The sequence below is a fragment of the Yersinia sp. FDAARGOS_228 genome, assembly GCF_002073315.2.
GTDB lineage: Bacteria > Pseudomonadota > Gammaproteobacteria > Enterobacterales > Enterobacteriaceae > Yersinia > Yersinia intermedia.
Map to the genome: position 1 here is coordinate 2,776,942 of NZ_CP020409.2, position 13,306 is coordinate 2,790,247.

Consider the following 13,306-nt stretch of genomic DNA (forward strand, 5'->3'; position numbering starts at 1 on the left):
TTAAAGAGAGTCTGAATGTTCTGGATTAATGGTATAGAGCAAAATTTGATTTCAGCTTCAGATCGCGCAGTGCAGTTTGGTGATGGCTGCTTTACAACTGCGAGGGTATCTCATGGTCGGGTGGTGTGGCTTGATAAGCACCTACAGCGCCTACAGCAGGCAACTGAGCGCCTGTTGATGCCAACAGTCAACTGGAACGCATTGACTAAGGAAATGGTTGAGGCGGCAAACCATACCGAAGATGGGGTGTTGAAAGTGATTATTAGCCGGGGTAGTGGTGGGCGAGGCTACAGCGGTACTACTTGCCAGCATCCAACGCGGCTTATTTCGCTTAGTGATTATCCCACGCATTATCATAGTTGGCGTGAACAGGGCATTTCATTGGCATTAAGCCCGGTGACGTTGGCACGTAGCCCATTGCTGGCCGGTGTTAAGCATCTGAATCGTCTTGAGCAAGTGCTGATTCGTGCGCATCTTGAGCAGACAGAGGCTGATGAGGCACTGGTGCTTGACACTGCGGGCCTGCTGGTGGAATGCTGTGCGGCTAATTTATTCTGGCGTAAAGGTGAAGTGATATTTACCCCCGACTTAAGCCTGTCAGGTGTTGATGGCATCACGCGCCAGATGATTATCGCTTGTCTGGCCGCGCATGGGCAGCAGGTGGCGATTGTGGCCCAGCCACTGGATGTACTGGCTGATGCGGATGAAATTGTCGTATGCAATGCGCTGATGCCGCTACTGCCAGTGAACCGTGCCGATAAATGGCTTTATAACTCGCGTCAGTTGTTTGATTTTCTGAATCAGCACTGTTGCGATGTATAAGTGATGGTCTCAGCATCATCATGTTGGTTTTAATGTATAGCGTTGATGACTACCTTTAATTTGAAGATGGCCGCCCGATGAAAATAAAAAGCACCCGAGTTGTAATCCTTTTTGCCGCTATCTGTTTGGGATTAGTGCTGCTGGGTTATCAGAAAATACAACACTTTGCGAACCAACCGTTGGCTATCCAGCAAGAAACCATCTTTAAACTCCCCACCGGTACGGGGCGGGTGGCATTGGAGAATTTACTGCAACGTGACCATGTGATTAAAAACACCCGTTTGTTCCCCTGGCTGTTGCGTATAGAGCCTGAATTGGCCAAGTTTAAGGCGGGGACTTACCGTTTTACTCCCGGTATGACGGTACGTGGCATGCTGGAATTACTCGCCAGTGGTAAAGAAGCACAATTTACTGTGCGCTTTATTGAGGGCAAACGGCTACGAGACTGGCTGGATGAATTGCAGCAGTCAAAGTATGTAAAACAGGTATTAGCAGGCAAAAGTGATACTGAGATTGCAGGGTTACTGGGGCTAAAAGACATTGAGCACCCTGAGGGATGGCTCTATCCTGATACCTATTCCTATACCGCCGGAACCACTGACTTGGCCTTACTCAAACGTGCCCATGTAAAGATGGAAAAAACGGTTGATGAGATTTGGCAAGGGCGGGATGAGTCTTTACCCTATAAGACACCGGGTGAGTTGGTCACCATGGCATCTATCATCGAAAAAGAAACCGCTGTAAATGAAGAACGCACTAAAGTCGCATCGGTGTTTATTAACCGCCTACGGATTGGTATGCGCCTGCAAACTGATCCTACGGTAATTTATGGTATGGGTGACAAGTACAATGGCAACATTAGTCGTAAAGACTTAGATACGCCAACACCTTATAATACCTATGTGATTTCTGGTTTGCCGCCCACCCCAATTGCCATGCCGGGGTTAGCATCACTGACGGCTGCCGCGCACCCGGCCAAAACCGCCTATCTCTACTTTGTGGCAGATGGCAAGGGCGGGCATACATTTACCACCAATTTAGCCAGTCATAACCAAGCGGTGCGGGTCTATCGTCAATCGCTCAAGGATAAAAATGAACAGTAAATTTATCGTTATTGAAGGGCTGGAAGGGGCAGGGAAAACCACCGCCAGAGACACCGTGGTTGCCACGCTGCGTGCCCAAGGGATTAACGATATTGTTTTCACCCGGGAGCCGGGTGGGACGCCGTTGGCAGAAAAGCTGCGTGATTTGATTAAACAAGGTATTGATGGTGAAGTCCTGACCGATAAGGCCGAAGTGCTGATGCTGTATGCCGCGCGAGTGCAATTGGTTGAGAACGTCATTAAACCGGCGTTGGCGCGAGGCAGTTGGGTGGTGGGTGATCGCCATGATCTCTCATCTCAGGCGTATCAGGGAGGCGGGCGCGGCATTGATAGCCAATTGATGACGTCATTGCGTGATACCGTATTGGGTGAATTCCGCCCTGATCTGACGCTGTATCTTGATCTGCCGCCTGTGGTCGGATTAGCACGCGCTCGTGCCCGTGGCGAGTTGGATCGTATTGAACAAGAGTCGCTGGCCTTTTTTGAACGCACGCGTGCGCGCTATCTCGAACTGGCCGCCGCTGATACCAGTATAAAAACCATTGATGCCTCCCAACCTCTTGAGCAAGTGAGCACATCAATCAGTCGGGTACTGACTCAATGGCTGGCCAGCCGGGAAACCGCATAATGAAATGGTATCCGTGGCTTACGGCACCTTATCGGCAGTTGATAGGGCAGCATACTGCCGGGCGCGGGCACCACGCGTTATTACTCCACGCCTTGCCCGGTAATGGTGAAGAGGCGTTAATTTATGGCCTCAGCCGCTGGCTAATGTGCCAACAGCGGCAAGGTGAGAAAAGCTGTGGTGAATGCCATAGCTGCCGTTTAATGCTGGCGGGTAACCACCCGGACTGGTATGTACTGGCACCGGAAAAAGGCAAAAGTAGTATTGGGGTTGAGCTGGTGCGTCAGCAGATCGATAAGCTCTATTCCCATGCACAACAAGGCGGGGCTAAGGTGGTGTGGTTGCCACACGCCGAACTGCTGACCGATGCGGCGGCGAATGCCTTGTTGAAAACCTTGGAAGAGCCACCGGAGAAAACCTATTTCCTGCTGGACTGCCATCAACCCGCCAGTTTGTTAGCTACGCTACGTAGCCGCTGTTTTTACTGGTATTTGGCCTGCCCGGATACCGCACTCAGTTTGCAATGGTTGCAACGGCAAGTTCAGGCAGAACCGGTGATGGCGCTGGCTGCGCTTAAATTGAGTGAGGGCGCACCCTTGGCAGCCGAGCGGTTGTTGCAACCGGATCGGTGGACGCTACGGACTGCGCTGTGTAGCGCCCTTAGCGGTGCACTGAACAGTTCGGATCTACTGTCACTGTTAGTGCAGTTGAACCATGATGATGCGGCTGAGCGCCTCCAATGGCTCTCTTCACTGCTGCTCGATGCCTTGAAATGGCAACAAGGTGCTGGTGAGTTTGCGGTCAATCAGGATCAATTGTCGTTGGTACAACAGTTGGCGCAAATGGCCAGTACACCAATGTTGCTTCAGTCAACAAAACAACTGGCAAAATGCCGCCATCAATTATTATCTGTCGTCGGTGTTAACCGTGAATTGTTACTCACTGAGTTGCTACTTAACTGGGAAACCGCACTGTCCACGGGCACCTATTCCACCTCACCTTGATTGAATATTCAACGTAATTGGTGTTGCAGCGGCTGGCCTAAGGATGAGGCGAGTAACGAATATAGCGCGCCCTGCGGCTTCAAATGCGAAGAGTATGGAAGAGTTTAATATTATGTTGTTAGTTGATTCACACTGCCATCTTGATAGCCTTGACTACCAGACGCTACACAGCAGCGTCGATGATGTGTTAGCCAAAGCAAATGCGCGGGATGTCGGTTTTGTCCTGGCGGTAGCCACCACGTTACCTGGCTTTTCTGCTATGACCTCGCTTATTGGCGAACGCCCCAATGTGGCATTTTCATGTGGTGTTCATCCGCTGAATCTCGACGGTGGCTATGATTTCCAGCAACTCAGAAGCCTCGCTGCGGCAGATAATGTGGTGGCGATGGGCGAGACCGGGTTGGATTATTTTTATCAACAAGATAATATCCCGCTGCAACAAGCCTCTTTCCGCGAACATATTCGCATTGGTCGCGAATTAAACAAACCGGTGATTGTGCATACCCGCGATGCGCGTGAAGATACGCTCGCGATTTTGCGCGAAGAGCAGGCGCAGGAGTGTGGCGGTGTTTTACATTGCTTTACAGAAGACAAAGCCACGGCAGCAACGCTGTTAGACCTTGGTTTTTACATTTCATTCTCAGGGATCCTCACCTTCCGTAATGCCGAACAACTGCGCGATGTGGCCCGTTATGTTCCGCTGGATCGGATATTAGTAGAGACCGATTCACCTTATCTGGCCCCAGTTCCTCATCGTGGTAAAGAGAACCAACCGGCCTATGTCCGTGATGTTGCAGAGTATATGGCGGTGCTGAAAGGCGTGAGTCTTGCTTCACTGGCGCAGGCGACGACTGATAATTTTTGCCGGTTATTTCATCTGGACCCTTCCCAGTTCGCCAGTGAAAATCGCTAGCATCCTTAATAATACTTTTTTTTAAGCTCGTAATTAATCAGCGAAACGAGTAATGTTCTCACCCGATTTATTGGGTGAGGGCAGGTATTATTGACGTTTTTTTACAAAATATGCGCGATTTGATGCAAATTAAGCGCCTTCTTGAAAGAAACGTGACTGCCATCAAACATTAAGCAGGCTATTTATTTTACTCTTCGTAAAAATTAAAAGGGTGCTTTAGACATCCTTATTCGCAAAGGCTTACTCCCCCCTTTGTAACGCCAATAAACGCGAGAAACAGCAGAAAAGCACTATTACTCAGGAGCACACTCAACTATGTTTAAGAACGCATTTGCAAACCTGCAAAAGGTAGGTAAATCGCTAATGCTACCGGTATCCGTCTTACCCATCGCAGGTATTCTGCTGGGTGTCGGTTCCGCGAATTTTAGCTGGCTACCAACAGTAGTCTCTCACGTAATGGCAGAAGCGGGCGGTTCCGTCTTTGCTAACATGGCATTAATCTTTGCTATTGGCGTTGCACTCGGCTTTACCAATAACGACGGTGTATCCGCGTTGGCGGCAGTTGTTGCTTACGGCATCATGGTGAAAACCATGGCTGTGGTAGCGCCTCTGGTCTTGCATCTGCCAGCAGAAGAAATTGCGGCCAAACATTTAGCCGATACCGGGGTATTGGGCGGGATTATTGCAGGTGCTATAGCCGCCTACATGTTCAACCGCTTCTACCGTATTCAGTTACCTGAATATCTCGGTTTCTTTGCGGGCAAACGCTTTGTTCCGATTATTTCTGGTTTCACCGCTATCTTCGTTGGTGTGATCCTGTCCTTCGTATGGCCACCTATCGGTACTGCGATCCAGACTTTCTCCCAGTGGGCGGCTTATCAGAACTCAGTTGTTGCCTTTGGTATCTACGGCGTTGTTGAACGTGCGTTAGTGCCATTCGGTCTGCACCATATCTGGAACGTACCATTCCAAATGCAAATTGGTGAATACACCAACGCAGCAGGTCAGGTATTCCACGGTGACATTCCACGTTACATGGCGGGTGACCCAACTGCCGGTAAACTGTCTGGTGGCTTCCTGTTCAAAATGTACGGTCTGCCAGCCGCCGCGATTGCGATTTGGCATTCAGCCAAGCCGGAAAACCGCGCTAAAGTGGGCGGGATCATGATCTCCGCAGCGCTGACCTCATTCCTGACTGGTATCACCGAGCCAATTGAATTCTCCTTCATGTTCGTGGCGCCAATTTTGTATGTTATCCATGCAATTCTGGCCGGTCTGGCGTTCCCAATCTGTATCCTGCTTGGGATGCGTGATGGTACCAGCTTCTCCCATGGTCTGATTGACTTCATCGTTCTAAGTGGCAACAGTAGCCGTATCTGGCTGTTCCCTCTGGTAGGTATTTGCTACGGTCTGGTGTACTACACCATCTTCCGTGTGCTGATTGCCAAACTGGATCTGAAAACACCGGGTCGTGAAGAGACAACGACTGAGCAAACTGTACAGGGCGGCACAGAAATGTCAGCGGCACTGGTAAATGCGTTTGGTGGTAAAGAGAACATCACTAACCTGGATGCATGTATTACCCGTCTGCGTGTCAGCGTGGCGGATGTATCCAAGGTTGACCAAGCTGGTCTGAAGAAACTGGGTGCTGCGGGTGTTGTGGTCGCAGGTTCTGGTGTTCAGGCTATCTTCGGGACTAAATCAGATAACCTGAAAACAGATATGGACGAGTATATTCGTAACCATTGATTCAGGTTTGGGGAGTGCAAAGGGGGGGCGAAAGCCTCCCTTTTTTTATCTTTTTTACATTGATTTTATTGGGTTATTTATTTTTGCTGTCCATATTGTGACCTCAACTCAAAGATTGACCACCTTCAGATACAAAAAAGCCTGCACGCGGCGGTTATAGCAGGCCGTGACAGCGTTTAAAAATGAATGTTGGAGAGCGTCGCGATCACGCCACTTATCCGTTACGCCAAAGCACAGCAGAAAACCGTTATTATTAGCGCAGAAATATTAGCTATTCAGGTGGTTGAGCCATTTGTGCTGTATACGGTATTCGCCCAGGCGCCACATTGTTTGAAAAAGCGGCGGCTTATGCCAGAGGCTGATTATTGAGGTTGAAATCAATAGAATTTGTCGCTCATACTACGCATTCTCTATTTTACAATGACAAAGGAAATGCGTAATGGCCGAAGAAACGATTTTCAGCAAAATTATCCGCCGTGAAATTCCTGCCGACGTGGTCTATCAGGATGAACTGGTGACGGCGTTTCGTGATATTGCCCCACAGGCACCCACCCATATCTTAATCATTCCTAATATCCTTATTCCAACTGTGAATGATGTTACCGCAGAACATGAAGCAACACTGGGCCGCATGATCACCGTGGCGGCTAAACTTGCTCAACAGGAAGGCATTGCCGAAGATGGCTATCGCCTGATCATCAACTGTAACCAACATGCCGGGCAAGTGGTCTATCATATTCATATGCACCTGGTTGGTGGTCGTGATCTGGGGTCATTGTTGTCACATAAGTAATGATGCTGCATCAATAGCGACATAATGATTGAGTCTAAATGAGGTAAGCCTATGCGCCGTGTTAAGGCGTTTTTATTACCGGTGATGGTGTTGGCGTGTATAGCGACATTGCTGGGGTGCAGCAGTCCGAAAGGGATTGCAGTAAATAAACAGCAAACCGTGGTAATGGATTCGTCGGTTCTGGCAGCAGGCATTTTGGCTTCTCAACCCGCAGTATCACTCTCTTCTGGCAACAATGTTGCACGTTCAGTTATCACGAATAGCCAGAATAAACCGATAAGAATCAATTACCGTTTTTATTGGTATGATGCGCAGGGCTTAGATGTGCCGCCACTGGAAGCGCCGCGCGCTATGGTCATTGCGCCAGGGGATGATGTTACTGTTCAATCAGTTAATAATAATTTTAATGCGCGCAGTGCACGCCTTCATTTATTTTTATAGCCGATTGATTTTCACGATTGGATTATTGGAGTAGGGCAATGAAAAGGTATTTATTTGTGGTTTTGGCAGCGTTAGTGCTGACCGGTTGTCCGTCCCGGACGCCTGTTGCGCCAACGACACCGCCAGTGACCATTGAACCGGTAACACCCCCAGTAATTGAGACACCTCCGCCGGTAGACACCGTGCCACAACCGCCGAAAGTGCAATCTATCGATTGGGCTATCAGTGTCGAGCCGTTGGTGGCGAAAATGGTGAATAACAACGAAGTGGCGAATGGCAGCATCCTGCTGTTGGATAGCGTTAAAAACAACACTAATGGTGCATTGCAAACGGCGAAAGCCACCGCAGCATTACATCAAGTGCTAGCGTCGAATAAAAAGTTTGTTTTGATCTCGCCACAACAATTAGCCGTTGCCAAGCAAACGCTGGGGCTTTCGGAAGAAGATAGTCTGGGATCGCGCAGCAAAGCGATTGGTTTGGCCCGTTATGTCGGCGCTCAATATGTTTTGTACAGTGATGTGAGTGGTGATGTGAAATCGCCAACCATTGAAATGCAATTGATGCAGGCGCAATCAGGCGAAATCATTTGGTCAGGTAATGGCCCGGTTCAGCGCTGATCCCTCTCTGTATGCATTCATTGGCAGCATAAATCCGGCGATGAAAATCGCCGATTATCACTTTAGTCCGGTAGCGGGGCTAACCGGTGAAAGCTGGCGTATTACGGCACCCAATATTGATTGGTTGGCGCGCCAACAGTCGGTAGCCAAACGTCAGTTGGGAGTGAACCGGCGGCGGGAGCGAAAGCTGTTACGACACGTGGCAAATCAGCATTTCTCACCGGCCATTATTGCCGCTGATCAGCACTGGTTAGTGGTCAATTGGCTTGAAGGTGACGTTGTCACGAATGAGCAATTTGTTGAATTATCAGATAATGGGCAGTTGCCACAACTATTGGCCCGTTTGCATCATCTGCCTGCCAGTGGCTATCGTCTGGATTTACGCGGTCAGTTAGCTCGTTATGGGCTGCTGATTGACCCAACACGCCACTCACCGGCCTGGTTGCGCCTGCAGCATGACTTTCTGCGCCGCGCGCTACCACAGCCCGTTAAACTGGCGACTTTGCATATGGATGTCCATCCCGGCAATGTGTTAATGGCCCCAACCGGGCTGAAGCTGATTGATTGGGAATATGCTGCCGATGGCGATATCGCATTAGATATTGCGGCGCTGTTTCGCAGCAATCACTGGTCATTACCGCAGCAACATATCTTTTTACAGCACTACTGCGCGAGTGAGCAGGGATATCATGACATTAACCGCTTATCCCGCCAGATACTGCGCTGGTTACCGTGGATTGATTACCTGATGCTAATGTGGTTTGAGGTGCGCTGGCAGCAAACGGGTGATGAGGTATTTTTACAATGGGCGTCGCCACTGCGCCAGCGGTTTAATTTATCGTTTTAATTTTAGCGTTACCCAAAGGCATTGGCGTTGCAGCCAGGCAAATCGAGTCCCTGTGGCACCCCGCCCGAAGGGTATTTTATTGAATGAAGTGAGGTTGTCGTGGGACCAGTAATGTTAGACGTCGCCAGCTATGAGCTGGATGCTGAAGAGCGTGAGATTTTGAAACACCCGCTGGTGGGCGGCCTGATTTTGTTCAGCCGTAATTTTCATGATGCAGAACAGTTGCGCGAGTTAGTTCGTCAAATCAGAGCGGCCTCTCGTGAGCGTCTGGTGGTGGCCGTTGATCAGGAAGGGGGCCGGGTGCAGCGTTTTCGTGATGGCTTTACTCGCCTGCCTGCGGCCCAGTCGTTTGCCGCTATTAATGATGCTGCTACTGCGGCTAAGCTGGCGCAAGAGGCCGGTTGGCTGATGGCGGCGGAGATGATAGCGATGGACATCGATATCAGTTTCGCGCCGGTACTGGATATTGGCCATGTTAGCGCGGCTATCGGTGAGCGCTCTTTCCACAGCGAGCCACAACAGGCTCTGGCGATGGCAGAATGCTTTATCCGAGGTATGCATAGTGCCGGGATGAAGACCACCGGTAAGCATTTCCCCGGCCATGGTGCGGTTACTGCAGACTCCCATAAAGAAACGCCACATGATAATCGACCACTGGCAGAAATCCGTACTCATGATATGGTTATATTTCGCGAGTTGATCGAGCGGCGATTGTTGGATGCCATCATGCCTGCTCACGTGATTTATACTGAAGCGGATGCGCGCCCAGCTAGTGGCTCGGCGTATTGGCTTCAGCAGATATTGCGCCAGGAGTTAGGCTTCGACGGCATTATCTTCTCGGATGATTTATCGATGGAAGGTGCTGCGATCATGGGCAGTTACGCCGAGCGCGGGCAGGCTTCGCTGGATGCCGGTTGCGATATGATTCTGGTGTGTAATAACCGTCAGGGTGCCATCAGCGTGTTAGATAACCTGTCTCCGGTCAAAGCGGATCAGGTTGCGCGCTTATATCATTCTGGGCAGTTTGAGCGCCGCTCGTTGATGGAGTCATCACGCTGGCAACAGGCGAACAAGGCATTAACCGCACTCAGCGAACGTTGGGATGCGCATAAGAGCCAATTGAAATAAGTTATATACTTTAAATAATTCGAGTTGCAGCCAACGTACATGCGACTTGAAGTCTGACGAGTATAAGTCGCGAGGATAAATATGATCGTCTATTTACATGGTTTTGATTCCAATAGCCCCGGCAATCACGAGAAAGTCCTGCAACTGCAATTTATCGATCCAGATGTGCGCTTTATCAGTTACAGCACCTTGCATCCTCGACACGATATGCAGCATTTACTGAAAGAGGTGGATAAAGCTATTCAGCAGGGCGGTGATGCCAACTCACTGATCTGTGGTGTTGGTTTAGGTGGGTTTTGGGCTGAACGCATTGGTTTCCTGTGCGGTATCCGCCAGGTTGCTTTCAACCCGAATCTGTATCCGCAGGACAATATGGGCGGTAAAATCGATCGCCCAGAAGAGTATGTTGATATCGCCAGCAAGTGTATTAATGACTTCCGCGAGAAAAATCGCGATCGTTGTCTGGTGGTATTGTCTCGCCATGATGAAATGCTTGATAGCAAGCGTACTGCGAATGACTTACACCCTTATTATGAAATTGTGTGGGACGAGAAACAAAAGCACAAGTTTAAGGATCTTTCGCCACATCTTCAGCGCATTAAAGCTTTTAAAATCCTTGGCTAGCGTAAAGCGATTGCTGAGCCTAAAATCGTCAACTTGTTAATGATTGGTTAATCATAAAGCCTGTAACGTTCTGCTAACCGGCTTGGATAAGGGAATCTAAATCCTTTCTCCAGGCCGTTTTGTTGATATAAAACGGCAAAATAAGCTTTTTCCTCACTGCAAATAGAAAATCGCCAAACTGTGACTAAACGCTAACTATTTGAATCCTATTCCAGAAAAATCCCCTATGCTGCCACTTTAATCAAAAAAAGTTGATATATATCAATTTTGGTATGACCAAATAACCCTGCATGATATTCTGGCTACAGATTATTGATTTAGCATCAGTGAACCCTATGTTATCTAAGGATATTATTCCTTTACCCTTAGCTAACAATTGGTTCACATTTAGGGGGTCATTTTGACAACGCCGAAGAAAAAAATCGTTATTATTGGTGGTGGTGCTGGCGGCCTTGAGCTGGCGACCAGCTTGGGTCATAAATTGGGTCGCAGCAAGAAAGCTGACATCGTTTTGGTTGATCGCAACCACAGCCATCTGTGGAAACCGCTGTTACACGAAGTTGCCACCGGTTCTCTGGATGATGGCGTCGATGCATTGAGCTATTTGGCTCATGCTCGTAACCACCACTTTAATTTCCAGTTAGGTTCCTTAACTGACATTAACCGTGAAACCAAAACCCTCAGTTTGGCTGAGATTTGCGATGAACACGGTGATGTACTGGTGACGCAACGTGAATTGACCTATGACATTCTGGTCATGGCATTAGGCAGTACCTCTAACGATTTTGGCACGCCGGGCGTAAAAGAGAACTGCATCTTCCTTGATAATCCGCATCAGGCGCATCGTTTCCATAATGAAATGCTGAACCTGTTCCTGAAATATTCAGCGCAACCGGGTGAAAAAGGGAAAGTTAACATTGCGATCGTTGGTGGTGGTGCTACCGGTGTGGAACTTTCTGCGGAACTGCACAATGCGGTGAAACAACTGCATAGTTACGGTTTTGAGGGCTTAGACAATCAAGCACTGAATGTGACGCTGGTGGAAGCTGGCGAGCGGATTCTACCCGCATTACCTCCGCGTATCTCAGCCGCCGCGCATCAGGAGCTGATTAAACTCGGCGTACGTGTGCTGACCAAAACCATGGTGACCAGCGCGGATAAGAAAGGGTTGAATACCAAAGAGGGTGAGTTCATTAACGCTGACCTGATGGTATGGGCGGCAGGTATCAAAGCGCCGGACTTTATGAAAGATATCGCTGGGCTGGAAACCAACCGTATCAATCAGTTGGTGGTGGAACCAACACTGCAAACGACGCGTGATCCGAATATCTTTGCTATCGGTGATTGTGCTTCTTGCCCGCAGCCAAGCGGCGGTTTTGTCCCTCCGCGCGCGCAGTCGGCTCACCAGATGGCTAGCCGTTGCTACAGCAACATTCTGGCGTTGCTTAATGAGCAGCCGCTGAAGCCGTACATCTATAAAGACCACGGTTCACTGGTTTCACTGTCGAAGTTCAGTACAGTTGGTAGCCTGATGGGTAATCTGATGCGTGGTTCAATGATGGTCGAAGGGCGTGTTGCCCGTGTGGTGTATATCTCGTTGTATCGTATGCACCAAGTGGCATTACACGGTTATACCAAGACGGGCCTGATGATGCTGGTGGGTGGAATTAATCGGGTTATTCGCCCGCGCCTGAAATTGCACTAATCGCCTTGGTACTTAAACAAACCGCTGCCGCTAATGAAGGGTAGCGGTTTTTATTTGCCAGACCTTAGCGCACTTAAATTTAAACGTATTCGCATGTAATGTTAAATTTGCAGCATAAAATTTCGCAGTCGCAAATTCCCGCAGTCGGATTCCTCCTAAACATATCCATTCACACCTGTTATATGGATGTTTAGTCCATTTGTCTTATTGCTAGCTCAAACGACTTTGTGCAGACTCCATGGTGTTTACAGACGGCGAGTCACGCACGCCGTATTCCGCTAATCAGAGACAGCCTTTGGTGCCGGAAACTGTCAGATTTTCTGTTTTTACGCTGGAATTCTGAGGCAGAAGATGCGTGGTAACACTTTCAGGAGGATTTCCTGTGAACAAATCAATGTTAGCAGGCGTGGGTATCGGTATTGCGGCCGCTCTGGGAATTGCCGCAGTTGCGAGTATGAATGTTTTCTCTGGCGCACCGCAATATGCACAAGTTATTGCGGCGACACCGATTAAAGAAACGGTCAAAACGCCTCGGCAGGAATGTCGTAATGTCACTGTTACTCACCGTAAACCCGTACAAGACGAGAATCAGATTGCTGGCTCAGTGTTGGGTGCGGTTGCTGGTGGGGTTCTAGGACATCAGGTAGGGGGCGGGCGAGGGAAGGATATCGCTACTGTTGCCGGTGCGTTGGCTGGCGGATATGCCGGTAACCGCGTGCAAAGTAATATGCAGGAAGGTGATACCTATACCACCACTCAACAGCGTTGCCAGACTGTCTATGACAAGTCACAGAAAATGCTGGGATATGACGTAACCTACAAAATTGGTGATCAGCAAGGAAAAATTCGTATGGATCGTGATCCAGGTACGCAGATCCCGATCGATAAAAATGGTCAACTGATACTGAACGACCGAGCATAATACAAAATCTGTT

The 13,306-nt window shown here is 49.2% G+C and carries 14 protein-coding genes and 1 pseudogene; all 15 read left to right on the plus strand.

Annotated features, from left to right (window positions below):
• Positions 1–15: 15 nt before the first annotated feature.
• The 15 genes and pseudogenes from pabC (at position 16) to A6J67_RS12725 (ending at position 13,293) form a co-directional block, all read left to right on the plus strand.
• The gene (gene pabC, locus A6J67_RS12655; protein WP_050297363.1) at positions 16–822 is read left to right on the plus strand and encodes an aminodeoxychorismate lyase; all 807 of its coding nucleotides are present in this window, start codon (positions 16–18) and stop codon (positions 820–822) included.
• Positions 823–899: 77 nt separating this feature from the next.
• Positions 900–1,925: an endolytic transglycosylase MltG gene (gene mltG, locus A6J67_RS12660; RefSeq protein ID WP_005183192.1), complete on the plus strand. Its 1,026-nt coding sequence runs from the start codon at positions 900–902 to the stop codon at positions 1,923–1,925.
• On the plus strand, positions 1,915–2,553 hold the full coding sequence (gene tmk / locus A6J67_RS12665) for a dTMP kinase (RefSeq protein ID WP_032905861.1): 639 nt from the start codon (positions 1,915–1,917) through the stop codon (positions 2,551–2,553). Before mltG ends, tmk begins: the two co-directional genes overlap by 11 nt.
• Entirely contained in the window at positions 2,553–3,554 is a 1,002-nt protein-coding gene (holB, locus tag A6J67_RS12670) for a DNA polymerase III subunit delta' (protein ID WP_050297364.1), read from the plus strand. Before tmk ends, holB begins: the two co-directional genes overlap by 1 nt.
• Before the next feature lie 112 nt (positions 3,555–3,666).
• Positions 3,667–4,467, plus strand: coding sequence for a metal-dependent hydrolase (locus tag A6J67_RS12675; protein ID WP_032905901.1), 801 nt, complete (start codon positions 3,667–3,669; stop codon positions 4,465–4,467).
• Between the two features lie 315 nt (positions 4,468–4,782).
• Entirely contained in the window at positions 4,783–6,216 is a 1,434-nt protein-coding gene (gene ptsG / locus A6J67_RS12680; RefSeq protein WP_032905860.1) for a PTS glucose transporter subunit IIBC, read from the plus strand.
• A 201-nt stretch (positions 6,217–6,417) separates the two neighbouring features.
• Positions 6,418–6,578: pseudogene (locus tag A6J67_RS12685) on the plus strand (shikimate 5-dehydrogenase); the annotation flags it as partial.
• Positions 6,579–6,655: 77 nt separating this feature from the next.
• Positions 6,656–7,009 (plus strand): purine nucleoside phosphoramidase, encoded by a 354-nt coding sequence (gene hinT, locus A6J67_RS12690; protein ID WP_005183175.1) that lies wholly within the window; start codon positions 6,656–6,658, stop codon positions 7,007–7,009.
• A gap of 51 nt (positions 7,010–7,060) precedes the next feature.
• Positions 7,061–7,450 carry a YcfL family protein gene (locus A6J67_RS12695; protein WP_050074495.1) on the plus strand — a complete coding sequence of 130 codons (390 nt, stop codon included), beginning with the start codon at positions 7,061–7,063 and terminating at the stop codon, positions 7,448–7,450.
• A 38-nt stretch (positions 7,451–7,488) separates the two neighbouring features.
• Positions 7,489–8,067, plus strand: a complete 579-nt coding sequence (gene lpoB, locus A6J67_RS12700) for a penicillin-binding protein activator LpoB (RefSeq protein ID WP_005183170.1) — start codon at positions 7,489–7,491, stop codon at positions 8,065–8,067.
• A 40-nt stretch (positions 8,068–8,107) separates the two neighbouring features.
• On the plus strand, positions 8,108–8,914 hold the full coding sequence (thiK, locus tag A6J67_RS12705; protein WP_005183166.1) for a thiamine kinase: 807 nt from the start codon (positions 8,108–8,110) through the stop codon (positions 8,912–8,914).
• Positions 8,915–9,025: 111 nt separating this feature from the next.
• Positions 9,026–10,042, plus strand: coding sequence for a beta-N-acetylhexosaminidase (nagZ, locus tag A6J67_RS12710; RefSeq protein ID WP_172668580.1), 1,017 nt, complete (start codon positions 9,026–9,028; stop codon positions 10,040–10,042).
• An 81-nt stretch (positions 10,043–10,123) separates the two neighbouring features.
• Positions 10,124–10,666, plus strand: a complete 543-nt coding sequence (gene ycfP, locus A6J67_RS12715; RefSeq protein WP_050297366.1) for an alpha/beta hydrolase YcfP — start codon at positions 10,124–10,126, stop codon at positions 10,664–10,666.
• 400 nt (positions 10,667–11,066) lie between these two features.
• Positions 11,067–12,371, plus strand: a complete 1,305-nt coding sequence (locus tag A6J67_RS12720) for an NAD(P)/FAD-dependent oxidoreductase (protein ID WP_005183157.1) — start codon at positions 11,067–11,069, stop codon at positions 12,369–12,371.
• 382 nt (positions 12,372–12,753) lie between these two features.
• Positions 12,754–13,293 carry a glycine zipper 2TM domain-containing protein gene (locus A6J67_RS12725; RefSeq protein ID WP_005183154.1) on the plus strand — a complete coding sequence of 180 codons (540 nt, stop codon included), beginning with the start codon at positions 12,754–12,756 and terminating at the stop codon, positions 13,291–13,293.
• Positions 13,294–13,306: the final 13 nt, after the last annotated feature.

What these genes read in the sequence shown, in the direction of transcription:
- pabC (WP_050297363.1), top strand. Translation starts at nt 16, where the DNA reads ATGTTCTGGATTAATGGTATAGAGCAAAATTTGATTTCAGCTTCAGAT.
- mltG (WP_005183192.1), top strand. Translation starts at nt 900, where the DNA reads ATGAAAATAAAAAGCACCCGAGTTGTAATCCTTTTTGCCGCTATCTGT.
- tmk (WP_032905861.1), top strand. Translation starts at nt 1,915, where the DNA reads ATGAACAGTAAATTTATCGTTATTGAAGGGCTGGAAGGGGCAGGGAAA.
- holB (WP_050297364.1), top strand. Translation starts at nt 2,553, where the DNA reads ATGAAATGGTATCCGTGGCTTACGGCACCTTATCGGCAGTTGATAGGG.
- A6J67_RS12675 (WP_032905901.1), top strand. Translation starts at nt 3,667, where the DNA reads ATGTTGTTAGTTGATTCACACTGCCATCTTGATAGCCTTGACTACCAG.
- ptsG (WP_032905860.1), top strand. Translation starts at nt 4,783, where the DNA reads ATGTTTAAGAACGCATTTGCAAACCTGCAAAAGGTAGGTAAATCGCTA.
- hinT (WP_005183175.1), top strand. Translation starts at nt 6,656, where the DNA reads ATGGCCGAAGAAACGATTTTCAGCAAAATTATCCGCCGTGAAATTCCT.
- A6J67_RS12695 (WP_050074495.1), top strand. Translation starts at nt 7,061, where the DNA reads ATGCGCCGTGTTAAGGCGTTTTTATTACCGGTGATGGTGTTGGCGTGT.
- lpoB (WP_005183170.1), top strand. Translation starts at nt 7,489, where the DNA reads ATGAAAAGGTATTTATTTGTGGTTTTGGCAGCGTTAGTGCTGACCGGT.
- thiK (WP_005183166.1), top strand. Translation starts at nt 8,108, where the DNA reads ATGAAAATCGCCGATTATCACTTTAGTCCGGTAGCGGGGCTAACCGGT.
- nagZ (WP_172668580.1), top strand. Translation starts at nt 9,026, where the DNA reads ATGTTAGACGTCGCCAGCTATGAGCTGGATGCTGAAGAGCGTGAGATT.
- ycfP (WP_050297366.1), top strand. Translation starts at nt 10,124, where the DNA reads ATGATCGTCTATTTACATGGTTTTGATTCCAATAGCCCCGGCAATCAC.